The sequence below is a fragment of the Ralstonia flaminis genome (genome assembly GCF_958415495.1).
Classification (GTDB): Bacteria; Pseudomonadota; Gammaproteobacteria; order Burkholderiales; family Burkholderiaceae; genus Ralstonia; species Ralstonia flaminis.
In genome coordinates this window covers 109,591-133,781 of the sequence record NZ_CATZLL010000006.1, presented here as the reverse complement: position 1 = coordinate 133,781, position 24,191 = coordinate 109,591, and the positions used below count along the sequence as shown (strand labels likewise).

The 24,191-nt window shown below is 64.2% G+C and carries 24 protein-coding genes; 14 read left to right on the top strand and 10 right to left on the bottom strand.

Annotated elements, in window-relative coordinates:
- Nucleotides 1–68: 68 nt before the first annotated feature.
- The 3 genes from R2N11_RS11255 (at nucleotide 69) to R2N11_RS11245 (ending at nucleotide 2,108) form a co-directional block, all read left to right on the top strand.
- On the top strand, nucleotides 69–584 hold the full coding sequence (locus R2N11_RS11255) for an O-acetyl-ADP-ribose deacetylase (RefSeq protein ID WP_316681145.1): 516 nt from the start codon (nucleotides 69–71) through the stop codon (nucleotides 582–584).
- A 101-nt stretch (nucleotides 585–685) separates the two neighbouring features.
- On the top strand, nucleotides 686–1,237 hold the full coding sequence (locus R2N11_RS11250) for a TlpA disulfide reductase family protein (protein ID WP_316681144.1): 552 nt from the start codon (nucleotides 686–688) through the stop codon (nucleotides 1,235–1,237).
- A gap of 133 nt (nucleotides 1,238–1,370) precedes the next feature.
- Nucleotides 1,371–2,108 (top strand): DUF2278 family protein, encoded by a 738-nt coding sequence (locus R2N11_RS11245; RefSeq protein WP_316681143.1) that lies wholly within the window; start codon nucleotides 1,371–1,373, stop codon nucleotides 2,106–2,108.
- Between the two features lie 57 nt (nucleotides 2,109–2,165).
- Here R2N11_RS11245 and R2N11_RS11240 read toward each other — a convergent pair whose 3' ends face one another.
- From R2N11_RS11240 to R2N11_RS11230, 3 genes are all read right to left on the bottom strand, one after another.
- The gene (locus R2N11_RS11240) at nucleotides 2,166–3,482 is read right to left on the bottom strand and encodes a sigma-54-dependent transcriptional regulator (protein WP_199027933.1); all 1,317 of its coding nucleotides are present in this window, start codon (nucleotides 3,480–3,482) and stop codon (nucleotides 2,166–2,168) included.
- Between the two features lie 38 nt (nucleotides 3,483–3,520).
- Nucleotides 3,521–5,512, bottom strand: a complete 1,992-nt coding sequence (locus R2N11_RS11235; RefSeq protein WP_199028020.1) for a sensor histidine kinase — start codon at nucleotides 5,510–5,512, stop codon at nucleotides 3,521–3,523.
- Between the two features lie 121 nt (nucleotides 5,513–5,633).
- Nucleotides 5,634–6,920: a dicarboxylate/amino acid:cation symporter gene (locus R2N11_RS11230; protein WP_199027936.1), complete on the bottom strand. Its 1,287-nt coding sequence runs from the start codon at nucleotides 6,918–6,920 to the stop codon at nucleotides 5,634–5,636.
- Between the two features lie 449 nt (nucleotides 6,921–7,369).
- On the opposite strand from R2N11_RS11230, the gene R2N11_RS11225 reads away from it, so the two are divergent.
- The 4 genes from R2N11_RS11225 to R2N11_RS11210 all read left to right on the top strand — a co-directional run bounded on the left by R2N11_RS11225 (nucleotide 7,370) and on the right by R2N11_RS11210 (nucleotide 9,977).
- A complete protein-coding gene (locus tag R2N11_RS11225; protein ID WP_199027938.1) occupies nucleotides 7,370–7,699 on the top strand; it encodes a (2Fe-2S) ferredoxin domain-containing protein in 330 nt (109 codons plus the stop codon).
- A 31-nt stretch (nucleotides 7,700–7,730) separates the two neighbouring features.
- Entirely contained in the window at nucleotides 7,731–8,387 is a 657-nt protein-coding gene (locus R2N11_RS11220) for an alpha/beta hydrolase (protein ID WP_316681142.1), read from the top strand.
- A gap of 76 nt (nucleotides 8,388–8,463) precedes the next feature.
- Nucleotides 8,464–9,657 (top strand): D-alanyl-D-alanine carboxypeptidase family protein, encoded by a 1,194-nt coding sequence (locus R2N11_RS11215; RefSeq protein WP_199027942.1) that lies wholly within the window; start codon nucleotides 8,464–8,466, stop codon nucleotides 9,655–9,657.
- 20 nt (nucleotides 9,658–9,677) lie between these two features.
- The gene (locus R2N11_RS11210; RefSeq protein ID WP_199027944.1) at nucleotides 9,678–9,977 is read left to right on the top strand and encodes a YbeD family protein; all 300 of its coding nucleotides are present in this window, start codon (nucleotides 9,678–9,680) and stop codon (nucleotides 9,975–9,977) included.
- 79 nt (nucleotides 9,978–10,056) lie between these two features.
- Here the strand turns inward: R2N11_RS11210 and R2N11_RS11205 are convergent, their stop codons facing one another.
- On the bottom strand, nucleotides 10,057–11,019 hold the full coding sequence (locus R2N11_RS11205; RefSeq protein ID WP_199027946.1) for a transcriptional regulator GcvA: 963 nt from the start codon (nucleotides 11,017–11,019) through the stop codon (nucleotides 10,057–10,059).
- A gap of 149 nt (nucleotides 11,020–11,168) precedes the next feature.
- Between R2N11_RS11205 and R2N11_RS11200 the strand changes: the two genes are divergently transcribed.
- From R2N11_RS11200 to lipA, 3 genes are all read left to right on the top strand, one after another.
- Nucleotides 11,169–11,528: a DUF2917 domain-containing protein gene (locus tag R2N11_RS11200; RefSeq protein WP_199027948.1), complete on the top strand. Its 360-nt coding sequence runs from the start codon at nucleotides 11,169–11,171 to the stop codon at nucleotides 11,526–11,528.
- A gap of 178 nt (nucleotides 11,529–11,706) precedes the next feature.
- Nucleotides 11,707–12,408 carry a lipoyl(octanoyl) transferase LipB gene (gene lipB / locus R2N11_RS11195; RefSeq protein WP_316681141.1) on the top strand — a complete coding sequence of 234 codons (702 nt, stop codon included), beginning with the start codon at nucleotides 11,707–11,709 and terminating at the stop codon, nucleotides 12,406–12,408.
- A gap of 57 nt (nucleotides 12,409–12,465) precedes the next feature.
- Complete coding sequence (gene lipA, locus R2N11_RS11190; protein WP_316681140.1) at nucleotides 12,466–13,467, top strand: lipoyl synthase; 1,002 nt, start codon at nucleotides 12,466–12,468, stop codon at nucleotides 13,465–13,467.
- A gap of 78 nt (nucleotides 13,468–13,545) precedes the next feature.
- On the opposite strand, the gene R2N11_RS11185 is transcribed toward lipA, so the two are convergent.
- Both R2N11_RS11185 and R2N11_RS11180 read right to left on the bottom strand, forming a co-directional pair.
- Nucleotides 13,546–14,007 (bottom strand): hypothetical protein, encoded by a 462-nt coding sequence (locus tag R2N11_RS11185; RefSeq protein WP_316681139.1) that lies wholly within the window; start codon nucleotides 14,005–14,007, stop codon nucleotides 13,546–13,548.
- Nucleotides 14,008–14,364: 357 nt separating this feature from the next.
- Nucleotides 14,365–15,354 (bottom strand): zinc-dependent alcohol dehydrogenase family protein, encoded by a 990-nt coding sequence (locus R2N11_RS11180; RefSeq protein WP_316681138.1) that lies wholly within the window; start codon nucleotides 15,352–15,354, stop codon nucleotides 14,365–14,367.
- 101 nt (nucleotides 15,355–15,455) lie between these two features.
- On the opposite strand from R2N11_RS11180, the gene R2N11_RS11175 reads away from it, so the two are divergent.
- Complete coding sequence (locus tag R2N11_RS11175; RefSeq protein WP_316681137.1) at nucleotides 15,456–16,349, top strand: LysR family transcriptional regulator; 894 nt, start codon at nucleotides 15,456–15,458, stop codon at nucleotides 16,347–16,349.
- A gap of 55 nt (nucleotides 16,350–16,404) precedes the next feature.
- Here R2N11_RS11175 and R2N11_RS11170 read toward each other — a convergent pair whose 3' ends face one another.
- The 4 genes from R2N11_RS11170 to R2N11_RS11155 form a co-directional block, all read right to left on the bottom strand.
- On the bottom strand, nucleotides 16,405–16,707 hold the full coding sequence (locus R2N11_RS11170) for a CBU_0592 family membrane protein (protein ID WP_021196288.1): 303 nt from the start codon (nucleotides 16,705–16,707) through the stop codon (nucleotides 16,405–16,407).
- A 63-nt stretch (nucleotides 16,708–16,770) separates the two neighbouring features.
- Nucleotides 16,771–17,589, bottom strand: a complete 819-nt coding sequence (locus tag R2N11_RS11165) for a TorF family putative porin (RefSeq protein WP_316681136.1) — start codon at nucleotides 17,587–17,589, stop codon at nucleotides 16,771–16,773.
- Nucleotides 17,589–19,310 (bottom strand): choline dehydrogenase, encoded by a 1,722-nt coding sequence (gene betA, locus R2N11_RS11160; RefSeq protein WP_316681135.1) that lies wholly within the window; start codon nucleotides 19,308–19,310, stop codon nucleotides 17,589–17,591. Before betA ends, R2N11_RS11165 begins: the two co-directional genes overlap by 1 nt.
- 14 nt (nucleotides 19,311–19,324) lie before the next feature.
- On the bottom strand, nucleotides 19,325–20,848 hold the full coding sequence (locus tag R2N11_RS11155) for an aldehyde dehydrogenase family protein (RefSeq protein ID WP_316681134.1): 1,524 nt from the start codon (nucleotides 20,846–20,848) through the stop codon (nucleotides 19,325–19,327).
- Between the two features lie 268 nt (nucleotides 20,849–21,116).
- Here R2N11_RS11155 and R2N11_RS11150 point away from each other — a divergent pair, with 268 nt between their 5' ends.
- The 3 genes from R2N11_RS11150 (at nucleotide 21,117) to R2N11_RS11140 (ending at nucleotide 24,090) form a co-directional block, all read left to right on the top strand.
- Nucleotides 21,117–22,562 carry a PAS domain-containing protein gene (locus R2N11_RS11150; protein WP_316681133.1) on the top strand — a complete coding sequence of 482 codons (1,446 nt, stop codon included), beginning with the start codon at nucleotides 21,117–21,119 and terminating at the stop codon, nucleotides 22,560–22,562.
- 182 nt (nucleotides 22,563–22,744) lie between these two features.
- Nucleotides 22,745–23,818 carry a DMT family transporter gene (locus R2N11_RS11145; protein WP_316681132.1) on the top strand — a complete coding sequence of 358 codons (1,074 nt, stop codon included), beginning with the start codon at nucleotides 22,745–22,747 and terminating at the stop codon, nucleotides 23,816–23,818.
- Nucleotides 23,815–24,090, top strand: a complete 276-nt coding sequence (locus tag R2N11_RS11140) for a hypothetical protein (RefSeq protein WP_199027969.1) — start codon at nucleotides 23,815–23,817, stop codon at nucleotides 24,088–24,090. Before R2N11_RS11145 ends, R2N11_RS11140 begins: the two co-directional genes overlap by 4 nt.
- The last annotated feature ends 101 nt before the right edge of the window (nucleotides 24,091–24,191 follow it).

The following is a 24,191-nucleotide window of genomic DNA, read 5'->3' as shown; positions in this document are numbered from 1 at the left end:
TGTTTTGTCGAGTCATCAGCGGCCTATTATCGGACAGAGACCGCCGCCTCATCCCCAAGGACAGCGCTATGCCTCCCCTGACTGCCACCCTGCGAGCCCTGCACGGCGACATCACGACGCTCGACTGCGATGCCATTGTCAACGCCGCCAACAGCTCGCTGCTGGGCGGCGGCGGTGTGGACGGCGCCATCCATCGCGCCGCCGGGCCGGAATTGCTGGAGGCGTGTCGCGCACTCCATGGCTGCCGCACCGGTGACGCCAAACTCACGCCGGGCTTCGGCCTGATCGCGCGTTACGTCATCCACACCGTCGGCCCGATCTGGCGCGGCGGGCGCCAGGACGAGGCGACGCTGCTGGCCGCCTGCTACCGCAGCAGCCTAGTGCTCGCCCGGCAGCATGGCGTACGCACGATTGCGTTTCCGTGCATCAGCACGGGCGTATATGGCTTCCCGCCGCACCTGGCCGCGCCGATTGCCGTGCGCATGGCACGCGAGCACGGCATGGGCCTCGACGAAATCACCTTCTGCTGCTTCTCCGCGGCGGATCTGGTGCTTTACGAAACAGCGCTCGCCAGCGGAAAGTGACGCTGAAATCGCAATAGGCAGAATGTCGCAGCCAGTCAGCGGGCCCGGCACGACGCGCCTACAATAGACGTTTATTCCCTATTTCCGGAGCCGTTGCCGATATGGCCTCGACCCTGACCTCCTCTGCCGCTACACCCGCTGCCGCTTCCGGCCGCCACTGGCTGCTGCCTGTCATCGTGCTGGTGCTGGCCGTTGCCGGTTGGTTCGGCTGGCGCGCGTTCTCGCCGTCGCAACACGTGCCGGCAGCCACCTTCACGCTGCTCGATGGACAGAAGCTGTCCACGCAAGACTTGAAGGGCAAGGTCTACCTCGTCAACTTCTGGGCGACGAGCTGCACCACGTGCGTCAAGGAAATGCCCAACATGATCCAGACGTACAACAAGTACAAGGGCCAAGGCCTAGAGTACGTGGCCGTGGCGATGAGCTATGACGCGCCGATGTACGTGATGAACTTCAGCCAGACGCGCCAGTTGCCCTTCAAGGTGGCGATGGATGCCGATGGCTCCGCCGCCAAGGCTTTCGGCGACGTGCAGCTCACCCCCACCACCTTCCTGGTCGACCGTGACGGCCGCATCCTCAAGCGCTACGTTGGCGAGCCGGAGTGGAGTTCGTTCGATACGCTCCTGAAAGACACACTGGGCAAGCAGGCCTGAGCGCTTTCCCCTGCCATCAAAACGCCCGGTCGATGCCGGGCGTTTTTATTTGCGGCGCAGCGGGTTCCACACAAGGTTCACGCGGGCCTGCTGCAATGGCAGCCCAGAACGAACACCAAGAGGGCGCAATCGCATGGCCAATCACTACTGCATGTTCAAGGGCAAGCTGAAATTTGGCGTGCCCTACCTCGATGGCTACAACGGCAATCCGCACTATGCGATCGTGGTGCAGGCGCCGGACGGCTCGGAGTTTGTCGTGCTCGCCAACGTGAAATCCGATTCGACCATGCCCGGTGCCGGTGAAGCCGGCTACCACGTGCTCTATCAGTGGACGCAGGACTTCAAACTGCCGATGACAGCCGACCTGGCCGCGCTGGAACCGGGCCTGCATCAGGATGGATTTCCGCGCATTGATTACGTGCGCGACGCGGGCATGGTCGACTTCCCGAACATGCAGCCGATTGCGCTGGACACCGCAACCGAGCACAACGACATCAACGCGCTGGTCGACGGCATGCTCACGCTCGACCGCACCGCCACGCCAATCGACTACGTCTACCACGGCAGCTCCGGCGACGACGACCGCAAAGGCTGGCCGCCGCGCGCTGACGTGACCGTCTACGGCTTCGGCTACCTGTTCGAGCCGCAGCACAACGGTCTGCACGAAACGCACATGAACCAGGGCAACCCGGTCGTGCATCAGCCCGGCGTGAAAGACCATTCGCGCGAGAACGGCACGCAGCAGGACGGCGCCGTCATCGTGGAGATCGACGGTCAGTTCCAGGCGCTGTTCATTGCGTTCCAGACGCAGCGGGTTCCGACGGATGCGCGCGGGTATCCAGTGCCGGGGGCCAAGCCGATTCTTGGCTGAGCGCCCATGCAAAACGCCCGGTTGATGCCGGGCGTTCTGTTGAGCAGGCGTGGCGCGTCAGAGGCCGTAGCGCTTGATCTTGTCGTACAGCGTGGCGCGGCCTACCTGCAGGATGTCCGCCGCCTGGTGCACCGACCCGCCCGTGCGCGCCAGCGTCTCGGCAATCACCGTGCGCTCGTAGCGCTCGACACGCTCCTTGAGCGGCATGCCGTCTTCCGAAGCATCCGTCACCACCGGCGTGCGGCCAACGCCGAGCACGAGGCGGTCCGCCGCGTTGCGCAGCTCACGCACGTTGCCGGGCCAGCTCGACTGCATCAGTTCGTGGCGCTGGCGCTCGGCCAGCATCGGCAAGGGGCGCTGGTAGCGCACGGCAGCTTCGAGCAGGAAATGCTCGAACAGCGGAATGATGTCTTCGCGTCGTTCGCGCAGCGGGGGCAGGTCGATAGCGACCACATTGAGGCGGTAGTACAGGTCACGCCGGAAACCGCCCGCGTCGATCAGCGCTTCCATGTCGCCCTTCGCGGCCGCCACGATGCGCACGTCGATGCGTACCGATGCGTTCGAGCCCAGCCGCTCCAGCGCGCCCTCCTGCAGCACGCGCAGCAGCTTCACCTGCAGCGCGATCGGCATGCTCTCGATCTCGTCGAGGAACAGCGTGCCGCCCGAAGCGTGCTCCAGCTTGCCGATGCGCCGCTTGCCCGCGCCGGTGAAGGCGCCGGCTTCGTGGCCGAACATCTCGCTCTCGAAAATCTGCTCGGGCACCGCACCGCAGTTGAGCGCAATGAACGGCTTGTCATGGCGCGGCGACAGCATGTGCAAGCTGCGCGCGACCAACTCCTTGCCGGTGCCGGTCTCGCCGTTGATGAGCACGGGCGCATCGGTGGTCGCCACGTTTTCGATCAACGCACGCACCGCGCCCATCGCAGGCGAGCGCCCGATGATGCGCGTACCCGCCGCCGGCCCGGCCAGTTCGCGGCGCAGTGCTCGGTTTTCCAGCTCCAGCGCGCGGCGCTCGACGGCGCGGCGTACGGTCTCGGTCAGGCGCTCAGCAGGGAACGGCTTCTCGATGAAGTCGAACGCGCCATCGCGCATCGCCTGTACAGCCATGGTGATGTCGCCGTGGCCGGTCACGAGCACCACGGGAATCCCCGTGCCGAACGACTGGCAATGCGCGAGCACATCCAGGCCGCTGGCACCTGGCAGGCGCAGATCGCTCACCACCACGCCGGGGAAGTTGGCGTCGATCTTGCCAACGGCGTCTTCGGCGCTGCCGAACGCCTGCACGTTGAAGCCGGCCAGCTCCAGGCTCTGCGCGGTGGCCTGGCGCACAGGCGGGTCGTCTTCGATGAAGAGAACGTTCAAGCCTTCGGACATGGGTCGTATGCGTATGAGAAAGGGATCAAAGCGACAGGTCAGGAAGGAGTGGCCGAGGTCACCTCGGCGCGTACCAGTGTCAGCGTAAATTGCGCGCCGCCACCCGGTACATTGGCTGCCGAGAGCGAACCGCCGAAGTCGCGCGCGATGCTGGTGGAAATCGCCAGCCCCAGGCCCAGGCCCTGGCCGATCTCCTTGGTGGTGAAAAACGGCTCGAACAGGTGTGGCATGGCATCGGGCGGGATGCCGGCGCCATTGTCGCGCACCGCAATACTCAACTGGTTAGGTTGCGACGGTGCGCCTTCCGCGGGGCCGATGTCGATGTCGATGCGGCCTGGGTGCCCGGCTTCGCTGGTGCCGATGGCATCCAGCGCATTGCCGATCAGGTTGATGAGGACCTGCTCTAGCTTAAGCTCATCGGCACGGACGATGGCTTCGACTTCGGGGATACGCCAATGCAGTTCCAACCGCACGTTGCCCAGGCGCGGACGCAGCAGTGCCAGCGAGTGATCAAGGGCTACGCGCACCTGCACATCGCTGTGCTTGCGGCGCGAACGCCCCGCAAAGAGCTTGAGCTGCGCAGTGATCTTGCCCATGCGCTCGGTCAGGTCGGCAATCGCCCGCAGGTTATCCGTGGCCGCACCGTGCTGACCGCGTTCCAGCAGGATGCGCGTGTTGTCGGAGAAGGTGCGCAGTGCGGCCAGCGGCTGGTTGAGTTCGTGCGTGATGCCGGCCGCCATCTGGCCCAGCGCGGCGAGCTTGCTGGCCTGTACGAGTTCGTCCTGCGTGGCGCGTAGCTCGGCCTCGGCGCGCGTGCGGTCGACGATCTCGTGCTGAAGCTGCTCGTTGGTGGCCATCAGGTCTGCCGTGCGGTCTTCGACGCGGCGTTCGAGTTGGTCATACGCGGTCTCAAGCATCCTGCGGCTGCGCAGCATTTCCATCATGCGCAGACGACGCTGGCGCCAATAGAACAGCAGCAGGCACGCAAACGCAAAAGCAAACGCGGCGGCCACCGTGGCGCTGCGCGCGGCACTCATCACCGGATCGACGGGGGTGAGGTACATCAGCGTCCAGTCGGGCTCGACCAGATCGCGCGAAACCTGCAGGTAGCGTGTGGCATTGACCCGCTCGCCAATGCGCACCAGCTCGGCGCCCTCGGGCAAGCGCCCGGTCAAGCGCAGGAACGCGGGCGCCTCAGGCTGCAGCGGCAGCGGCGTGATCTGCTTGCGGTAATACTGGCGGGTGGATTCCAACTGCGCCTGCAGATGCGGCGTCAGGGGCTCGACCGTGCGGTACTGCCACGCCGGTACGGAGGACAGGAAGATCACGCCGTTTTCGTCGGCCACCATCACCGGCTCCGACGCGTCATGACTCGCGCGACCAAACCATTCGAGGTTGAGCTTAACCACCGTCACGCCAATCACGCGGCCGTCTTGCATGACGGGTTGCGAGATGTAGTAGCCCGGCTCTTCACGCGTGATGCCGATACCGTAGAAACGCCCGACGTGGCCCGCCGCTGCCTGCTGGAAGTACGGCCGGAATCGATATTCCGCGCCGACAAAGCTGTCAGGCTGGTTGTAGTTGGATGCCGCCATCGCCCGACCGCTGGGGGCAATCACGTACGTGGCGGTGGCATGCGCACGGTCATTGACCTCGCGCAGATAGCGATTGGCGCGATCGACATTGGCCAGCGTCGGGTTGGCCAGCAGATCGTGGATGAACGGATGCAGCGCCACCAGCGCAGGCAGGTATTCGTAGCGGTCGAGCGTGCTCTTGAGGTTGGCGGCGTAGCGGTCGACGCGCCCACCTGCCGCCTGTTGTGCCTGCGCGAGACCGCGGTTCCACGTCACCACAAAGGTGGTCGCGCACACCACGGTCATCAGCGCCACGAGCCCGACCGCCACCAGCCACCAGAACCCGCGTCGCGAGCCGGAGGCGCTGGTGAACGAGAAATCGGGATCGGACATCGGTTGGAGGTGGGCGGCGGGGGCAGACGGTGTTGCCGTGCCCTCCAAAGCCACACCATCCATTCGGGCCGTCGTGCGTGTCACGAGGCGCTCCAAATAAGAAGCGGGGCCGTCTGGAAGACAGGCCCCGCAATCATACGCTTTCAAGCGGCGGCGCCCGCAGGCGCCTGCCAGTGTTGCCCGATCAGGCTGCCGGGGCGGCCGGCACGCTTGCACCGCGCTTGCCCGACATCACCTGGGCCAGCTTGCTGCGATCCAGCTCGCGTTCCCATGCCGAGATCACCACGCAGGCCACACCGTTGCCGGTGATGTTGGTCAGCGCACGGCATTCGCTCATGAAGCGGTCGATCCCCAGGATCAGCACCATGCCTGCCACCGGAATGTCCGGCACCACGGCCAGCGTTGCCGCCAGCGTGATGAAGCCCGCACCGGTGATGCCCGAAGCGCCCTTCGACGTCAGCATGGCAACGGCCAGGATGGTCAGCTGCTGCGTCCAGGTCAGCTCGATGTTCAGCGCCTGCGAGATGAAGATCACCGCCATCGTCATGTAGATGTTGGTGCCGTCCAGGTTGAACGAGTAACCCGTCGGAACCACCAAGCCCACCACCGACTTCGAGCAGCCCAGCTTCTCCATCTTCTCCATCAGGTGCGGCAGCGCCGATTCCGACGAGCTCGTGCCCAGCACGATCAGCAGCTCTTCCTTGATGTACGCGACAAAGCGGAAGATGTTGAAGCCAACCAGCCGCGCGATGATGCCCAGCACCACCACCACAAAGATGATGGCCGTCAGGTAGAACGTGCCGACCAGCTTGAGCAACGGCACCAGCGAGATCACGCCGTATTTGCCGATGGTGAAGGCCATGGCGCCGAACGCACCGATCGGGGCCACGCGCGTGATGACGTGCACGATGCGGAAGAACACGTGCGAGATCTGGTCGATGAAATCCGTGACCATCTGCGCGCGGTCACCCATGGCGGACAGCGCACCACCAAACAGCAGCGCGATCAGCAGGATCTGCAGGATGTCGCCCTTGGCGAAGGCATCCACCACCGTGCTCGGGATGATGTTCAGCAGGAAGTCGACCGTGCTGGCCGAGTGCGCCTTGGCGGCGTACTGCGCCACGGCCTTGGCGTCGATGGTGTTCACATCGACGTTGAAGCCCGCGCCCGGGTTGAAGATGTGGCCCGCAGCCAGACCGATGATCAGCGCGAAGGTGGAAACGACCTCGAAGTAGAGCAGCGCCTTGCCACCCACGCGGCCCACCTTCTTCATGTCGCGCATGCCGGCAATGCCGGAGACGACCGTGCAGAAGATGATCGGCCCGATCACCATCTTGATCAGTTGGATGAAGCCATCGCCCAGCGGCTTCATCTTCACGGCCAGCTCGGGCGAGTAATGGCCCAGCAGAACGCCGATGACGATGGCCGTCAGCACCTGTACGTACAGGATTTTGTAGAACGGTTTTTTCATGTCTTCCTCGAGTGTCACAGACCGGCCGTGCGCTCAACTGCTCGCCCGGTCCGACCCGCCCTGGTGTGGTCTCTCTCCTGCCTCGCACCGCCGACGCATCCGGCGTTTCCCGCGGCAGGGCGTTCTTTATTGCAAGGGCTATGCCAGTGTTGATTTTGTTGACCGACAACCCGCCAGCCCTTGTGCCACCTAGTATCAGCTTGGTGTGCCTACGATGGCACCCGCCCCACCCGTCGTCAATCCCGGAATCCGCGCACACGGGCGTCCAGACATCCGGAAAACGTGTTGCGACGCAGCATCGCGCAGCGACATCACGGGGAATGCCCGCCTTGGCGGCCGTATAATGCCGGGTCGTTACGCAAATCCACACTGTGTGCGCGGCGCGTGGAAACCCTCCACACCGGCTCCGCGCACTGTCACCCAGCCCGCCGAGCCCGACCTGTCCGCCCATGAGCAGCCACTATCAGCACCACGTTTTCTTCTGCCTGAATGAACGCGAGGACGGCTCGCGCTGCTGCGCCGACTTTGGCGCCAAGACCATGCAGGAATACGCCAAGAAGCGCTGCAAGGAGCTCGGCATCAACGGCGAAGGCCGTGTGCGCATCAACAAGGCCGGCTGCCTCGACCGCTGCGAACTCGGCCCGGTGATGGTGGTCTACCCCGAGGCCGTCTGGTACACCTTCGTTGACAAAGAGGACATCGACGAGATCATCCAGAGCCACCTGATTGAAGGCAAACCGGTCGAACGCCTGATGGTCGACCGGCCAGCCACCGCCTGAGCCGCTTAAGCCTTACCGCATCCGCATTTCCATGAACGTGCATACCGAAGAACGCCTGATCGCCGGCCCTGTTGGGCAGATCGACCTGTCGATCGACCTGCCCGATGCGACCACGGGCGCACCCCGTGGCCTGGCGCTGGTTGGCCATCCGCACCCGCTGTTTGGCGGCACCAAGGACAACAAGGTCGCGCAGACATTGGCACGCACCTTCGTCGGCTTGGGCTATGCGACTGTGCGCCTGAACTTTCGCGGTGTGGGCAAGACCGAAGGCACGCACGACAACGGCATCGGCGAGCAGGACGACGTGCTGGCCGTGCTCGACTGGATGCGTACGCAAACCGGATGGTCGGCCGATGTGGCCACACTGCCGCTGGCACTCGGCGGCTTTTCGTTCGGCAGCTTCGTGATCTCGCAGGTGGCACGTCGCCTGGCCGAGGCCGGCACGCCTGCCGAGCGCCTGGCGCTGGTCGGCACCGCCACCTCGCGCTGGGACGTGGCACCCGTGCCCGCCGACACCATCGTCATCCACGGCGAGCAGGACGACACCGTGCCCCTTGTCGACGTACTCAACTGGGCGCGCCCGCAGGAATTGCCAGTCATCGTCATCCCGGGCGCGGACCATTTCTTCCACCGCAAGCTGCACCTGATCAAGCAGCTCATTACCGGCGCCTGGGCGCCACGGCCCTAACCCCTTTGTTTTTCCGGATGCCGCGCCTCCCCCCTGCGCGGCATCGTTGAACTTCAAGCAGACCGCAGGACCCGCCATGCAGACCCGTTTCACCGCTTCCGTCTTCTCTTCCGCCGCTGCCACCGTTGTTGCTGCAGCCTCGCTCGTCACAGCGTTGCCGGCCGCGGCGCAGTCCGTGCCCGCCCCGCAAGTCGCGGCCCGCTCGTGGATGCTGACTGACGTGACCAGCGGCCAGGTGCTCGCTGGCGCCAACATGGACGAGCGCATCGAGCCCGCCTCGCTCACCAAGCTGATGACGGCCTACCTGGTGTTCGAGGCCGTGCGCGACGGCAAGCTCAAGTACGACCAGATGGTCACGCCCACCGAGACCGTGCGCAGCGTCAAGACGGATGAATCACGCATGTTCCTGCAGCCGGGCAAGCCCGTGTCGGTACGCGACATGACGCAGGGCCTGATCGTGCAATCGGGCAACGACGCCGCGCTGGTGCTCGCCGAGGCCGTGGGCGGCACGGAGACCAACTTCGTGATGCTGATGAACCGCGAAGCGCAGCGCCTGGGCATGAAGAACACGCACTTCGCCAACGCCGCCGGCCTGCCTGATCCGAACCACTACTCCACGGCACGTGATCTTTCGATCCTGACGGCAGCGCTGATCAAGGATTTCCCGCAGGACTACAAGTTCTATTCGCAGAAGGATTTCACCTATAACAACATCAAGCAGCCCAACCGCAACCGCCTGCTGTGGCTCGACCCGACCGTTGACGGCGGCAAGACGGGTCACACCAAGTCGGCCGGTTACTGCCTGGTCACGTCGGCCAACCGGCCGCTGCCGGATGTGCCGGGTGCAAACCGCCGCCTGCTGTCGGTCATCGTCGGCACCAAGAGCGACGCCATCCGCACACAGGAAAGCCTGAAGGTCCTGAACTACGGCTACCAGTTCTTCGACACGGTGCGCCTGTACCAGGCCCAGCAGCCGCTGCAGACGCCAGACGTGTACAAGGGCCAGGCCAAGACCGTGAAGCTGGGCGTGGCCGAAGACAAGTGGATCACCGTGCCCAAGGGCGCAGGTGCCCGCCTGAAGCCGGTGCTTGAGCGCCGCGACCCGCTGATCGCCCCGATCACGCAGGGCCAGCAGCTCGGCACGGTCAAGGTGATGGATGGCTCGACCGTGGTATCGGAGTTCCCGGTGGTGGCGCTGGAAGCCGTGCCGGAAGCCGGCTTTGTGGGCCGCACGATCGACTCGGTCAAGCTGTGGTTTAAAAAGAAGTAATCGACCCCATTTACTTCGACATGACCTCTTCGCACACACCCCCGCCGGGCCACATCCCGCCCGAGCAATCGCTGATCGAGTATCCGAGCGACTTCCCCATCAAGGTGATGGGGGCGATGCAGGATGATTTTGCCGAGACGATCGTACAGCTGGTTCAGCAGCACGATCCGGAGTTCCATGCCGGTCGCCTGGAAATGCGCCCGTCGTCGAGCGGCAATTACCTCGGCCTGACCGTCATCGTGCGCGCCACCAGCCGCGAGCAGCTCGATGCGCTGTACCAGGCGCTGACCAGCCACCCGATGGTCAAGATCGTGCTGTAAGACACCTCGCGCGCCAAGCAAAACGCCCCGGTCATGCCGGGGCGTTTGCATTTGCGACATGTGCGAAGCCGGTCAGGCGTCACCCTTTGGCGACGTGACCCAGGCAGACGGTGTTGTCGTCCATCAACCGCTCCAGCTTGAGCTTGAATGCGGCAATCTCGGGCAGCAGCCACGCACGGAACGCCTGCATCTTGGGCGTTTGCAGCGCGCTGTGGGGGCAGACGAAGTAGTAGTTCCATGGGCACGGCGTCGTCGTCTCGAACAGGCGCACCACGCGGCCCGCAAGCAACTCGTTGAAGGCCAGCGTCGGGCGGATCAGCGCAATGCCCTGCCCGGCCGCCGCGGCCTGCAGCAGCAGCGATGAATCCTGGAACATCAGCCCGCCGCGCGGCTCGACAAACCCCTCCATGCCAGCGGCCTCGAACCAGGGCGTCCAGTCCTCCCCCTCGCTGCGCAGCAGGGTCATGCCCGCCATTTCGGACAGCGTGCGTGGCAAGCGGCCACCGTTGTACGACGGGCTGCAGATCGGGAAGAACACGTCGTCGAGCAGCTTCTCCACATACAGGCCCGGATAGTTGCCCGAGCCCATGCGCAAGGCCACATCCACCTCTTCGCGCCCGAAATCGACCAGCGCAGGGCTGGAGAACAGCTCCACCTCCAGCTCCGGATGACGCTCGATGAAGGTGCCGATATGCGGCGTCAGCCAGCGCGCCGCAAACGACGGCATGGTGCTGATGGCCAGGCGGTTGTCGCGGTTGCCGGCGCGCAGTTGATGCGTGGCCTGGGCGATCTGGTCGAGCGCCTCGCGCACGCGATCGGCATAGACACGGCCCGCATGCGTGAGCGTGACACGCTTGCCGCGCCGCTCGAAGAGTGGCACACCCAGCTCCTCCTCCAGGGTGCGCATCTGATGGCTGACCGCACCGTGCGTGACGAACAACTCCGTCGCTGCACGCGAAAAGCTCTCATAGCGGGCTGCCGCCTCGAACACGCGCAGCGCGCCCAGTGGCGGTAGGCGCATCGGTTCGCGGATCTCCGTCATATTCCCTCCGGATTCTTGTTGTGCCGCTTCTGGTCTCTATGTGAGCTGCACTATCAAAGACAGCAATATATATCGTTTTGTACTAGGCAACCAAACACCTAGACTACTTCCACGGCAGCCCCCGCCTCGATGCCGTGAAGGAGCCGATCATGAAAGCTGTACTAACAAAAATTGTATTCACTCTCCAACCCGGTGAAGTGGTGGCACTGCGTATGCCAGCGAACCAGAACCTGCGCGTTGAAGAGGCCCATGGCCGTGACGTATGGGTCACGCATGAGAACAAAGCCGGCGATGAATGGCTGCATGCCGGCGGTAGCGTCGCTGTAAAGCGTGGTGAAGAAATTGTCGTCTCGGTGGACCCGAAAGCCGCCGGTCCGGTGTCGCTGGCCGTGGAAGCGCTGGACGGCCACATGCCGCGCAAACCGTGGCACGTGACGGACGGCTGGCGCCATACGCTCGCAGCACTCGGCTGGAACGAGCACGCCGAAACGCCGATCGTGGCCGCCTGAATGGACCACCTGAGCACGCCAAACCTGTTTTAGCCTCCTTTCGCGGCATATGCCGTGAAAGCCCGATGCCGGCGCGATGCCTCCCATCGCGCCGGCATCGTTTTTTGGGGCCATCCCTGCAAGAGAGTTGGACAAAGGCACCCGGCACCATCGGCGGCCCTGCGATACACTCGCGAGCATGATTCCGATTGACATCGTCGAACGCGGCTTGCAGGACTACGCCGCGTGCTTCGACGAAATGCAGACCTTCACCGCCAACCGCAACAAACCCGGCGGTCCCGACACCCCCGACACGATCTGGCTGGTCGAACACCCGCCGGTGTTCACGCTTGGGTTGGCGGGCGATCCGGCACATCTGTTGGCCCCCGGCAACATCCCGCTGGTAAAAGTCGACCGTGGCGGACAGATCACCTACCACGGCCCCGGCCAAGTCGTTGCCTACCTCTTGCTGGATCTGCGCCGTCGCGGGCTGTTCGTGAAGGCGCTGGTCGACGCCATCGAGGCCGCCGTTATCGAGACGCTCGCCACGTATAATGTCGCCTCCGAACGCAAGGCTGGCGCCCCCGGCATCTACCTGTCGAGCGGGCCGCATCAAGGTGCGAAGATCGCCGCGCTGGGGCTGAAGATCCGCAACGGCTGCAGCTACCACGGCGTGAGCCTGAACTTGGCGATGGACCTGTCGCCCTTCACGCAGATCAACCCGTGTGGCTATGCCGGCCTGGAAACCGTCGATATGGTGACCGCTGGTGCCCACGATGCGTCCGGGCGCACGGTCGATGCAAGCGACTGGCAACCCGTTTCCCGCGTACTGGCCAATGCGCTGGTCGCCCAATTGCAGCAACGCGCGCAAGCGCAACCCGCCGAGGTCGCTACCGCGTAGTGATTGGCAAGCAGGACCTGACCCAAGCGTGTGTCACAAGCGCACGCGGAGAACACGATGACCGATTCCGCCACCGGCGCCGCTGAAAGCGCCGTCACCTCCGTCCCGTCGAACAAACCTTACGACGCCACGGCCAAGCAGAAGTCACTCGACAAGACTGCGCGCATCCCCATCAAGATCGTGCCGGCCGAGAAGCTCAAGAAGCCGGACTGGATTCGCGTCAAGGCCGCCACCGGCAACTCGCGCTTCTACGAAATCAAGGACATCCTGCGCGCCAACAATCTGGTGACGGTGTGCGAAGAGGCAAGCTGCCCGAACATCGGCGAATGCTTTGGCAAGGGCACGGCCACGTTCATGATCATGGGCGACAAGTGCACGCGCCGCTGCCCGTTCTGCGACGTAGGCCACGGCCGCCCGGACCCGCTGGATGTGAACGAGCCGGAAAACCTGGCCAAGACCATCGCCCAGCTCAAGCTCAACTACGTCGTCATCACCAGCGTCGACCGCGACGACCTGCGTGACGGCGGTGCCCAGCATTACGTCGATTGCATCTCGCGTACGCGCGCACTGTCGCCGGCCACGCGCATTGAGGTGCTGGTGCCGGACTTCCGTGGCCGCCTGGAGAAGGCGCTGGATATCCTCCAGGAAAGCCCGCCGGACGTGATGAACCACAACCTCGAAACCGTGCCGCGCCTGTACAAGCAAGCCCGCCCGGGCGCGGACTACGCGCACTCGCTCAAGCTGCTGAAGGACTTCAAGGCCCGCAACCCGAACGTGCCGACCAAGTCCGGCCTGATGGTCGGCCTGGGCGAGACGGATGAGGAAATCCTGGAAGTCATGCGCGACATGCGCGAGCACGACATCGACATGCTGACCATCGGCCAGTACCTGGCGCCGTCGGGCCACCACCTGCCGGTGCTGCGCTACGTGCACCCGGACACCTTCAAGATGTTCGAGGAGAAGGCCTACGAAATGGGCTTCACGCACGCCGCCGTGGGCGCCATGGTGCGCAGCTCGTACCACGCTGACCAGCAAGCGCACGAAGCCGGCGTGGTCTGATCGCCAGCCAGAAACGCGGCACAAACAAAAAGGGCCTTGGGGTTGAACCCAAGGCCCTTTTGCTTTGGTGCAGTTCGATTAGACGTTCGAAGCAGCGTCCTTCGGATACGAAGCATCGCCGTTCCACGACAGGTAACCGTAGGTGTCAGCCTGACGGTCAGCACCTTGCGTGTACGGGTCGAACTTGGCTGCAGCGCCGTCCGTGTACGGATCAGCCTTGGCGATTGCACCATCGGTGTACGGGTCAGCCTTGCCGACGGCACCTTGGGTGTACGGGTCAAAGCGATCGCCCTTCCACGACAGGTAGCCGTAGGTGTCAGCCTGGCGATCGGCTCCTTGCGTATAGACATCGTACTTGGCGGCAGCGCCCTGGGTGTACGGATCAGCCTTGGCGACAGCACCTTGCGTGTACGGATCGGCGCTGGTTTGCACAGCGGCGGCAGCCGGTTGGGCCGACAGCAGTGCAGCGGAAGCGGACACGGTGGCCACCAGGGCCAGCAGAGCATTACGGGAAAAGCGGGTTGCGAGACGGGTGTTCATGATTGGCTCCTTGTGTGCCTAGGTATTCGGTTGCGCTCAGTTCGTTGCGCTTGAGATCAGAATAGATCGTTGCCTCTCATGAATAAATCACCATATCAAGAAAAGACTGTTCTTCATAAATCAACAATTAATCTGTGAACAAGACGGCACATACGTCGCGCCAAACCTAGGACTGACATGGGATAACGGCGTGCTGCCGCGCAGCGTTTTCTGTGGCTGGTCGCCTGATTGGTCAACGATGTCTTGGCACAGAACCGCACCAAGGAGCGTGCACTGCCCCTGCCCCTGCCCTGCCCTTGGCGCTGGCGCTGGCGCTGGCGCAGCATCGCGCACCCAGCGCCTCCACGCTGAACCAATTCAGACCGTCACAACGATCTTGCCGAACTGCTGGTTGGATTCCAGATAGCGGTGGGCCTCGACGATCTGCTCCAGCGGAAACACACGGTCGATCACCGGCTTGAGCGCGCCAGAGGCCAGTCCATCGAGGATGAACTGCTTGGCAGCGGCCAGCTTGGCGGGGTCCCGCACCACCAGCTTGTACTGATAGCCCTGCACCGTCAGTTGCTTGCCCAGTACCGGGAACAGCGGGAACACGGTCGCCCCCGCGCTCAGTGCGCCGTACTCGATCAGGATGCCGTCTTCCGCCAACGCCTCGGCCAGTTGCTGCAGAACCGGGCCGGCGATCGGGTCGAAGGCCACGCGCGCGCCCTTGCCTTGCGTGATGTCCATCACGCGGGTAACCAGATCCTCTTCATTGGTGACGATCACGTGGTCGGCGCCCGCCTCGCGCAACGCCCGCGCCTTGTCGCTGGTGCGCGTGCTGGCAATGGCAGTGGCGCCCACCATGCGCGCCACTTGGATCGCCGCCAGCCCGACGCTGCTCGACGCGGCGGTGATGATGACCACGTCACCGCGCTTGAGTTTGGCGATGTCAATCAGGGCACCCCACACGGTCACGTACTGCATCCATAGCGCTGCGGCCTCGGTCAAGCCCAGCGAGGCCGGGTGCTTGACCACCACCTCCGCCGGCACGGTGGCCACTTCGCCATACATGCCCCAGCGGGTGATCGACAGCGGCGGTACCACGCTCACTGCATCGCCAATTGCAAAGCCCGTCACCCCCGCGCCGATGGCGCTGACGATGCCGGCTGCCTCATAGCCGAGTCGGGCCGGAAACACCGGCGCCTCGACGTATTGCCCCGAGCGGAACATTGATTCGGCCCGGTTCAGGCCGAGTGCCTTGACCTGCAGGGTGATTTCGCCCGGCCCCGGCGGCGCGACTTCGATGTCGTCAAAGCGCAGCACTTCCGGGCCGCCGTTTTCGTGAATGCGTACAACGCGCGTCATGTTGGCTCTCCGTTAAAGAATCGAGCCCTGACTATAATTAGCGTCAATTCGGAGATAAATCTCGACTCTGATCCATCTATTGAAACGATTAGTTTGTAATCATGGATCGACTCACCAGCATGGCGGTCTTTGTCAAAGCCGCCGAAACAGGTTCGTTTGCCTCGGCCGGCGTAGCGCTGGGGCTGTCTTCGCAGCTGGTGGGCAAGCACGTGCGCTTTCTGGAGGCGCACTACGGCATGCGTCTGATCAACCGCACCACGCGCCGCCAGAGCCTGACCGAAGCCGGCCGCGCGTTCTACGAGCGCAGCCGCGCCGTGCTGGCGGAGTCCGAAGCGGTCGATGCGCTGGCCGCCAATCTGCAAGCCGAGCCACGTGGCACGCTGCGTATCAACGCGCCCATCAGCTTTGGCGTGCATTGTCTGGTGCCGATGCTGGCGTCGTATCTGCGCACCTATCCCGAAGTGCAGGTCGACCTGACGCTGTCCGATCGTATTGCCGATGTGGTGGACGAAGGCTATGACGCGGTGATCCGCATCGCGCCGCTGGCCGATTCCGGACTGATCGCCCGGGCACTGATGCCGTACCGGTTGGTGGTGTGTGCCTCGCCCGCGTACCTGGCCACACATGGCACGCCACAGCACCCGAACGAACTTGCGGAGCACGAATGCCTGGGCTTTGCCTACTGGGCGCTGCCCACCGCGCTCGACTGGCAGTTCACCGATGCACACGGACAGGAGCACGCCGTGCGCGTGAAGAGCCGCTTCTCGATCAACAACGGGGCCGGGCTGCGGATGGCGGCGCTCGAAGGGCTGGGCATCATCCTGCAGCCCGTGGAGTTGGTGCAGGAAGACCTCGCCCGCGGCAAGCTGGTCCAACTGCTGACGGAATACGAACCGCCGTCTCGGCCGATCCACCTGCTCTACTCGCCCGACCGGCGGCCCACGCCCAAGCTGCGCAGCTTCATCGATGCCGTGATCGCTGCATTCGGCAAATAGCGCAGGCGAAAAAAAACCGCGCTCGAAAGCGCGGTCCTGGCAAAACAACACGACCCTACTGCTGCGCGGGCTGCCCCGGGCGCGGTGCCCCAGGGGCTTCCGCCACTGGCCGCCCTGCCTGCTTGTTCCGCCACCAGCCCATCAGCGTCAACGCAAGCCAGAAGAATTGCGTCAGGAACGACGACAGGTTGAACGAACCCATCAGCGAAATCAGGATGCAGATCGGCCCGATCATGTTGAGCCGGACGGCAAATGCGCTGGTTGGCGATTTATGTAAGACCTGCACGCCGAAGTGCGCAGAAACATAAGCGGCGACGCCGACCAGACCGACAACGTCGGTAAAACCCAGGGAGGCCATGGTGTGTTGCTCTCAGAGCGAAGGTTGTGGGGAAAGGGTTAAAGGAAAGACGCCGCCTGCCGCTCAGTACGTCGCCGTCAGCTTGAGCACGACCGTGCGCCGGCCGAGCGTCATGCGGTCGGCGCCATTACGCGCCGACACCTGGTGGGCATAGGCAGACGCGTCCGCACCTGTGAGGGCGGCGGATAGCGTCAGAAACTTGTTGATGGGCCGCGACAGCTCGACGCGGTAATCGGTAAAGCTGAACGCGCTGTGGTTGCGCACGTGCTCATGGCCGATGTGCAGGCCTAGCGTGAAATTGTTAGGCAGTGGCACAGCCCAGTTGGCCTCGGCATAGGTCGAGCCGCGGCTGCCTTTGTCGATGCCGTCGGCCAGCGAGTTGCCATCAAAGCCGAAGTAGTTCGACAACGATGTCCACAGCTTGACCGACACGCCGTGCCACCCCGTGCCGACCATCCATTCCGTATAGCCGTAGCCGGTGGCCGGGCCGCCCGCAAAGGCCTTGTCATAGCGGGCACCCGGATACCAGTAGCGATACAGCCCGGTGGTCAGCTCGATGTCGTGCGCGATGGTGGTGGCGTAGCCAACGTAAGTGTCGATCTCCGCATGGCCGCCAGCGATGACGTGGTCGCTGATCTGCGAGCCCCATGCGCCAAAGTAGAGGCCGTTCGGCATCGCGTAATCGATGCCGGCCTGCAGCGCAGGCTTGCCCCACGTCTGGCGCAGGCCGCGCGACACGTACTGCGAGACGACGGAAGCGTTGGCCGACCAGCGTTTGTCCTCACTGGCCGGTGCCTCATCGGCAAACGCAATGGACGTGGGGAGTACGGCAGCGCAAGCCGCCGCCCCACCCAGCATCGTCGCGACCTTGCGCCAGCGCATCAGGCCGTCACTAGCTCGTTGGCGACCAACGGCTTGGCCGGCGCCTGCAGCGGCGATTTGCCATGCACGTAGAACGCCGCATCCGAACGCGCGAGCGGTGCCACGCCGCGAATGCGGTCGGCAATCTTCTCAGCCATCATGATGGTCGGCGCGTTCAGGTTGCCGGTGACGATGCGCGGCATGATCGACGCATCCACCACGCGCAGGCCATCGAGCCCATGCACGCGGCCTTCGTTGTCGACCACGGCCATCGGGTCGGATGCGTCGCCCATCTTGCAGGTGCAGGATGGGTGCAGCGCGGTCTCGGCGTGGTTGCGTACGAAGGCGTCGATCTCGGCGTCGGTCTGCACGCTCGGGCCGGGGCTGATCTCGCGGCCGCGGTACTGATCGAACGCACGTTGCGCGATGATGTCACGCGTGATGCGCACACCGGCACGGAACTCGCGCCAATCCACATCGTGCGCCATGTAGTTGAACTGGATGCGCGGCTTGTCACGCGGGTCGCGCGAGGCGAGCTTCACGTAACCCTTGGACGGCGAGCGCATCGACCCGACATGGCACTGGAAGCCGTGCATCTTCACCGGGTTGCTGCCGTCGTAATTCACGGCCAGCGGCAAGAAATGGTATTGGATGTTCGGCCACTCGAAGCTGTCGTCGCTGCGGATGAAACCGCCCGCCTCGAAGTGGTTGCTGGCGCCGGGGCCGGTGCCGTTCATGTACCACTCCAGGCCGACCTTTGGCTTGTTGTACCAGAGCGTCGATTCATAGATCGACACCGGGCGCAGGCACTCGTACTGGATGTACATCTCCAGATGGTCCTGCAGGTTCTCGCCCACGCCCGGCAGGTGCGCGACCGAGTGGATGCCCATGGCGCGCAACTCATCCGCGTTGCCCACGCCCGAGCGCTGCAGCAACTGCGGCGAGGCAATGGCACCACTGGCGACGATCACCTCACGGCGTGCACGCCACGTTTCGCGGTTGCCATCCATCAGCGCCTCAACGCCAACGGCACGCGTGCCCTCGAAGATCACGCGATCGGCCAGCACACGCGGCAGCACGGTCAGCGTAGAACGCTTGCGCGCGTTGTCGAGATAGCAGAGTGAGGTGCTGGCGCGGCGGCCCTTGGCGTTGACGGTGCGGTCCATTGGCCCCAGGCCTTCCTGGCGGTAGCCATTCAGATCGTCGGTGGCAGGAATGCCGGCCTGCTCACCCGCTTCGATGAAGGCGTGGAACAGCAGGCTGTTGTCCTGCTTGGGCGTGGTGACCTGCAGCGGGCCGGCATCGCCGTGCCAGTCGTTGGCACCCTTGTCGTACGTTTCGGATTTGCGGAAGTACGGCAGACAATCCGCGTACGTCCAATCGTCGAGTTGGAAATCGCTTGCCCAGCGCTCGTAGTCCATCGCGTTGCCGCGAATGAAACACATGCCATTGATGAGCGACGAGCCACCCAGCCCCTTGCCGCGGCCCTGCGACATACGGCGGTTGTTCATATGCGGCTCGGGCTCGGTTTCGTAGGCCCAGTTGTACGTCGTGCCCTGCAGCGGATAGGCCAGTGCGGCCGGCATCTGCGTGCGGAAGTCCCAGCGATGGTCGGGGCCGCCGGCTTCGAGCAGCAGCACGGTCACATCCGGGTCTTCGGTCAGGCGCGCGGCCAGCACACAGCCAGCCGAGCCCGCGCCCACGATGATGTAGTCGTATTCCTGTACGGTATTCGTCGTCAAAACAAGCCCTCCAGTTACGCAGCGTCCGTGCCAAACCAGCCCATCGGGGCCGGTGCGAGGTTGATGTAGCTGTGCTTGAGTTCGGTGTACTCGTCCAGGCCACCGCGGCCGAGTTCGCGGCCAATGCCGCTGGCCTTGTAGCCGCCCCACGGTGCCTCTGGGAAGTACGGGTGATAGTCGTTGGCCCATACCGTGCCGAAGCGCAGTGCGCGCGAAACGCGGTTGGCGCGATCCAGATCGCGCGTCCACACGGCGCCGGCCAGACCGAACGGCGTGTTGTTGGCGCGGCGCACGGCTTCTTCTTCGGTGTGAAAGCGCTCAACGGTGAGTGCCGGGCCGAAGATCTCCTCGGTGGCGATCTTCATGTTGTCGTTCACATGGGTGAGCACCGTCGGCTCCAGCCAGAAGCCACGCTCGAAGGCTTTACCTTCCGGCGCCTTGCCGCCACAGCGCAGCACCGCGCCTTCGGCCACACCGGCTTGAACCATGTTGATGATCTTCTGGCGCTGGAAGGCCGATTGCACAGGGCCCATCTGCGTGCCGTCGTCAAAACCGTTGCCCATGCGGATGCGCTTGACGCGCTCGACCAGCGCTTCGACAAAGCGGTCGTGGATGCCGTCTTGCAGCATCAGGCGCGAGCCGGCCGAGCACACCTGGCCAGCGTGGAAAAACGCAGCGTTGACGGCGTGATCGACAGCGGCATCGAAGTCCGCATCGTCAAAGATGATGTTCGGATTCTTGCCGCCCAGCTCCAGGCCGATCTTCTTGAAGTTGCCGATGGCAGCATTCATGACGGCCGCACCGGCCACCGCACCACCCGTAAACGAGACCAGATCCACGTCCAGGTTGCGTGACAGCTCGGCACCCGCTTCGCCGGCACCGGTAATCAGGTTGAACACGCCCGCGGGCACACCCACTTCAATCAGCAGTTCGGTAAAGCGGTGCGTGGTCAGCGGCGTCAGATTGCTCGGCTTGATGACCACGGTGTTGCCCGCGCCCAGCGCCGGGGCGATCTTCCAGGCGGCCTGCAGCAGCGGGTAGTTCCACGGCGTGATGAGGCCGCACACACCCACCGGCTCGCGCAGCGTGCGGCTGATGACATGCGACGGGGCTTCGTTGACGAGGCCCGATTCGGTGGCGACCAGGCCCGCAAAGTAACGGAACGTGGCGGCGATGCCGTCCATGTCCCAGCGGCTTTCAATGATGGTCTTGCCGGTGTTCAGGGATTCGAGCGTGGCGAGGTTCTCAGCATCGGCGTCGATCGCATCGGCAATGCGATTGAGCAGGCGGGCGCGCTCGCGCGTGCCGGTGTTGCACCACGGGCCTTCGTCAAAGGCGCGGCGAGCTGCAGCGATGGCGCGCTGCGCATCGGCCACGGACGCGTCGGCGGCCTGCGTCAGAACGTTTTCGTTGGCGGGATCGACGATGTCGCGGTACACGCCGCCTTCGGGCTGCACCCACTGGCCGTCGATGTACAGATCAAGACGGGGCGCCAGCGTGGCGGAACGAAAATCGGTGGAAAGGGAAGCTTGCGTCATATCCAGTAGCCCTGTTGATGGCTGGCGCGCAAAGAAGACGGCGCCCGAAATGCCGATACCGTAGCGCCTCGGTAGGCGCGATTCGGTACGGCGACCCAAAAATTCACTGTTGGTGTTTTTATTTACCTTTAGGGAATTATGGACTAGTCTAGGAAAAATTAGTTGCTCCCGGCCAATCGTTAAGACCTAACAATCACAAAATTAGATAGTTTTTCGCTATTTTTGAGACGTTATACTGTCGCGAATAACTTCCAGTGAATCCTGCTCCATGACCGCTGCCGCACTCCCGCCGTCCGACGGCCCGCTTGATGACGACAGCTTTGCTGGCCGCCTCAAAGGCGTGCTGACGCGCGGCCGCATTCAGCTCAAGCAGGTGGCGGCGGCACTGGGCGTGTCGCCCTCGGCGGTGCATAAGTGGACGCGCGGCGGCGAGATCGAATACGCCAACCTGCTGGCGCTGGCGCGTTTCCTGAACGTGAACTGGCTGTGGCTGCGCTATGGCGACCGCGCCCTGGCCGACCTGGAAGCCAACCTGAACACTGACACCCGCGCCCGTGAAGGCCGCCAGAAGCACTTGGCCGCCATCATGGAAAGCGAGGCGCGCATGACCTTCGCGCAAGAGATTTCCGGCGTGGTCACGTGGGAGTGGAATCTGCTGACGGATGCGGTCGCCTACTCGCCCAACGCCGCACGCCTGTTCGGCCGACCGATCCGCACACTGGAAGATTTTTGGCAGTGCGTGCTTCCCGAAGATGTACCTGGCGTGCAGGCGGCCATTGCGCAGAACCTGGCGACAGGCGGCGTCTACGCGCATGAATTTCGCATTGCGGTGGCGCCGGATGCGGTGCGCTGGATCGTCTCGCGCGCCACGCTCGTGCGAGATGCGCAGGATCGGCCCGTCAAGATGATCGGCCTGAGCCTGGACACCACCGAGCGCCACACGGCCGAGGCCGCGTTGCGTGATTCGGAAGCGCTGCTCGCCAAGGCACAGCAGATCGCCCGCTTGGGAAGCTGGGTCTGGGAACCCGGCAGCGACGCCTGCCGCTGGACGGACGAGGCTTACCGCATCTTCGGGTGGGCGCCGCAGGCCACGCCAGTGACCATGGCGCGCTATCTCGACGCCATCGTGCCCGCCGATCGCGCCCGCGTGCAGGCGGTGCTGGACCGGGCCGTCGTCACGCGCCAGCCGTATCGCGTGGAATACACCATTACCCTGCCCGACGGCACGCGTCGCCATCTTCGTGAGGAAGGCGAGGCGCAGGACCCGACAGCGGCGACGCCCACGATGATTGGCGCGGCCCAGGACATCACCGCCGAGGTGGAAGCGCAAGCCGCCTTCCGCGACAGCGAAGCCAAGCTGCGCACGCTGTTCGAGCAGGCGCCGGTCGGCATCGCGCAGGTCAGCCTGGAGGGCCGTTGCCTGCGCGCCAACCCGTGGCTGTGCAAGCTGCTTGGCCAGCCGGAAACAGCGCTGCAGCAGCGCACGCTGCTCGACCTCACGCACCGCGATGACCTCGCCCGCCACCTGCGCCAATACGGCGAATTGCTTGCTGGAACGATGCCCGCGTATGCGCTCACGCTGCAATTGGTACGCGGCGATGGGTCGGCCGTGCCGGTGCGCGTCACCACCTCCTTGGCGCGCGATCCTGCCACCGAGGCGCCGCTGCATCTGATTACCGTGGTCGACACGGTGCCCGAAGCGGGCGCGTCCTAGTCGTCATCGTCACCTGACGTCACAGACGTCAACTTCTGACAATCCCGTCAATCGTTGCGACTTTTTCCGGCACGTCTGGAGTGCCGGCGTAGACTCCGAAGAACTATTAGTTAATTTATACACCTCCAGTAACTTAAGCGTCACCAGGTTTCGCCTGCGGCGCACAGAACAAGGAGATCGGTTTGGCGTCTTCCTCCGCCGCTCGCGCGGCACATCACAAACACACGCTCCAGTGGGGCTACCGCTGGGCACTGTGGGCGGCCATCCTGTGGGGCGCCTGGTACGTGCCGGGCACCGCTGTCTGGCACGAGTCGCCATTCGCTTCGCTCAACCTGTCCGATCCGCATGTGTTCCTGGTTTGCGCTGCCGTCATTACGGCGTTCAACAGCGCGCTGGTGATGCTGTTCCAGTGGGTATGGCTGGCTGCGCTCGGCAAGCTGGGCGACTACTTCCGCACCATGGGGCAGTTCCGCAAGATTTCGCGCTGGTACTTCATTGCCGCGATTGCCGGCGGGCTGATGGCCAACTTCGGCTCGTATCTGGCCATGGGCTACGTGGGTGCGGTGTTCGCGGCTGTCGCAGGCCTGCTGTATCCGGTGGTGGGCGCCACGGTGGCCAAGCTTTGGTACAACGAGCGCATCAGCGCACGGGCGGCGGTGGGCATTCTCATCATCATCGGCGGCGGCGTGGCGATCTATGCCCCGGCACTGATGACCGAATCGCATACCAGCAGCCACCAGTGGATCGGCTACCTGGGCGGCGCCATGGCGGCCATCGGCTGGGGGCTGGAAGGCGCCATCGTCGGCCGCGCCATGGACGTGACCGACCCCGATTGCGGTGTGTCGATCCGCTACACGGCCGAGGCCATCTTCTGGGTCATCTTCGTGCTGCCGGCCATCGCGCTGTTTGCGCACGTGCCGGTGCCGGTGATGGACATCGTCTCCGGCGTGGCGCACAGCAAGGCGCTGCTGTGGCTGGCTGCGGGCGGGCTCACCTTCGCGTTCTGCGCGGTGGCCTGGTACAAGTCGTTCCCGCTGATCGGCGTGGGGCGTGGGCAGGCGCTGGGCGCGTTCTATGCGATGTTCGCCACCCTCTTCACGGCCCTCTTCACGTTGCAGTTTCCGCAGTGGTACTTCCTCATCGGGCTGGCGCTGGTGATCTTTGGCGGCTTCGTGATGGTGTCGGAAAGCTCGGAAAACATGGAAGTGATTCGCGGCGCCACCCCCGCTGCCACAACCACGGAGACACCCGCATGAATCTGCACATGAAGGGCTTCATCCTGCAACTGCTCGCCAACGGCGATGCCCTGTGGGACAGCGAGATCGCCCACCGCACCTGTATCGCCTACGGCAAACCCGAAAGCGATTACTGGATGGGCAGCATCCGCGCCACCCTTGCCGACTTGTACTCCGGCGGCCTCGTGCAAGCGCCCGAAGACACGCTCGACGACGCCACCGGCAAGGTGCACTTCCGCTACGTCCTCACCGATTTCGGCCGTCAGCGTATGGCCGAAACCGGGTTGATCTGACCCACCACCGAAGGAGAGCAAGCAATGAGCAGCTTCTGGGGCTATCCGTATGCAGACGTGCTGGCGACGGTGATGATCGTCGCGTTGAGCGCGCTGGCGCT

Bases quoted from the DNA above. Each gene is read 5' to 3' on its own strand.
- R2N11_RS11220 (WP_316681142.1), top strand. From the start codon at position 7,731: ATGAACGTGCATACCGAAGAACGCCTGATCGCCGGCCCTGTTGGGCAG.
- R2N11_RS11215 (WP_199027942.1), top strand. From the start codon at position 8,464: ATGCAGACCCGTTTCACCGCTTCCGTCTTCTCTTCCGCCGCTGCCACC.
- R2N11_RS11205 (WP_199027946.1), bottom strand. From the start codon at position 11,019: ATGACGGAGATCCGCGAACCGATGCGCCTACCGCCACTGGGCGCGCTG.
- R2N11_RS11230 (WP_199027936.1), bottom strand. From the start codon at position 6,920: ATGAAAAAACCGTTCTACAAAATCCTGTACGTACAGGTGCTGACGGCC.
- R2N11_RS11225 (WP_199027938.1), top strand. From the start codon at position 7,370: ATGAGCAGCCACTATCAGCACCACGTTTTCTTCTGCCTGAATGAACGC.
- R2N11_RS11245 (WP_316681143.1), top strand. From the start codon at position 1,371: ATGGCCAATCACTACTGCATGTTCAAGGGCAAGCTGAAATTTGGCGTG.
- R2N11_RS11200 (WP_199027948.1), top strand. From the start codon at position 11,169: ATGAAAGCTGTACTAACAAAAATTGTATTCACTCTCCAACCCGGTGAA.
- lipA (WP_316681140.1), top strand. From the start codon at position 12,466: ATGACCGATTCCGCCACCGGCGCCGCTGAAAGCGCCGTCACCTCCGTC.
- R2N11_RS11150 (WP_316681133.1), top strand. From the start codon at position 21,117: ATGACCGCTGCCGCACTCCCGCCGTCCGACGGCCCGCTTGATGACGAC.
- R2N11_RS11155 (WP_316681134.1), bottom strand. From the start codon at position 20,848: ATGACGCAAGCTTCCCTTTCCACCGATTTTCGTTCCGCCACGCTGGCG.
- R2N11_RS11165 (WP_316681136.1), bottom strand. From the start codon at position 17,589: ATGCGCTGGCGCAAGGTCGCGACGATGCTGGGTGGGGCGGCGGCTTGC.
- lipB (WP_316681141.1), top strand. From the start codon at position 11,707: ATGATTCCGATTGACATCGTCGAACGCGGCTTGCAGGACTACGCCGCG.
- R2N11_RS11175 (WP_316681137.1), top strand. From the start codon at position 15,456: ATGGATCGACTCACCAGCATGGCGGTCTTTGTCAAAGCCGCCGAAACA.
- R2N11_RS11140 (WP_199027969.1), top strand. From the start codon at position 23,815: ATGAATCTGCACATGAAGGGCTTCATCCTGCAACTGCTCGCCAACGGC.
- R2N11_RS11240 (WP_199027933.1), bottom strand. From the start codon at position 3,482: ATGTCCGAAGGCTTGAACGTTCTCTTCATCGAAGACGACCCGCCTGTG.
- R2N11_RS11180 (WP_316681138.1), bottom strand. From the start codon at position 15,354: ATGACGCGCGTTGTACGCATTCACGAAAACGGCGGCCCGGAAGTGCTG.
- R2N11_RS11210 (WP_199027944.1), top strand. From the start codon at position 9,678: ATGACCTCTTCGCACACACCCCCGCCGGGCCACATCCCGCCCGAGCAA.
- R2N11_RS11235 (WP_199028020.1), bottom strand. From the start codon at position 5,512: ATGGATGGTGTGGCTTTGGAGGGCACGGCAACACCGTCTGCCCCCGCC.
- R2N11_RS11170 (WP_021196288.1), bottom strand. From the start codon at position 16,707: ATGGCCTCCCTGGGTTTTACCGACGTTGTCGGTCTGGTCGGCGTCGCC.
- R2N11_RS11250 (WP_316681144.1), top strand. From the start codon at position 686: ATGGCCTCGACCCTGACCTCCTCTGCCGCTACACCCGCTGCCGCTTCC.
- R2N11_RS11255 (WP_316681145.1), top strand. From the start codon at position 69: ATGCCTCCCCTGACTGCCACCCTGCGAGCCCTGCACGGCGACATCACG.
- R2N11_RS11185 (WP_316681139.1), bottom strand. From the start codon at position 14,007: ATGAACACCCGTCTCGCAACCCGCTTTTCCCGTAATGCTCTGCTGGCC.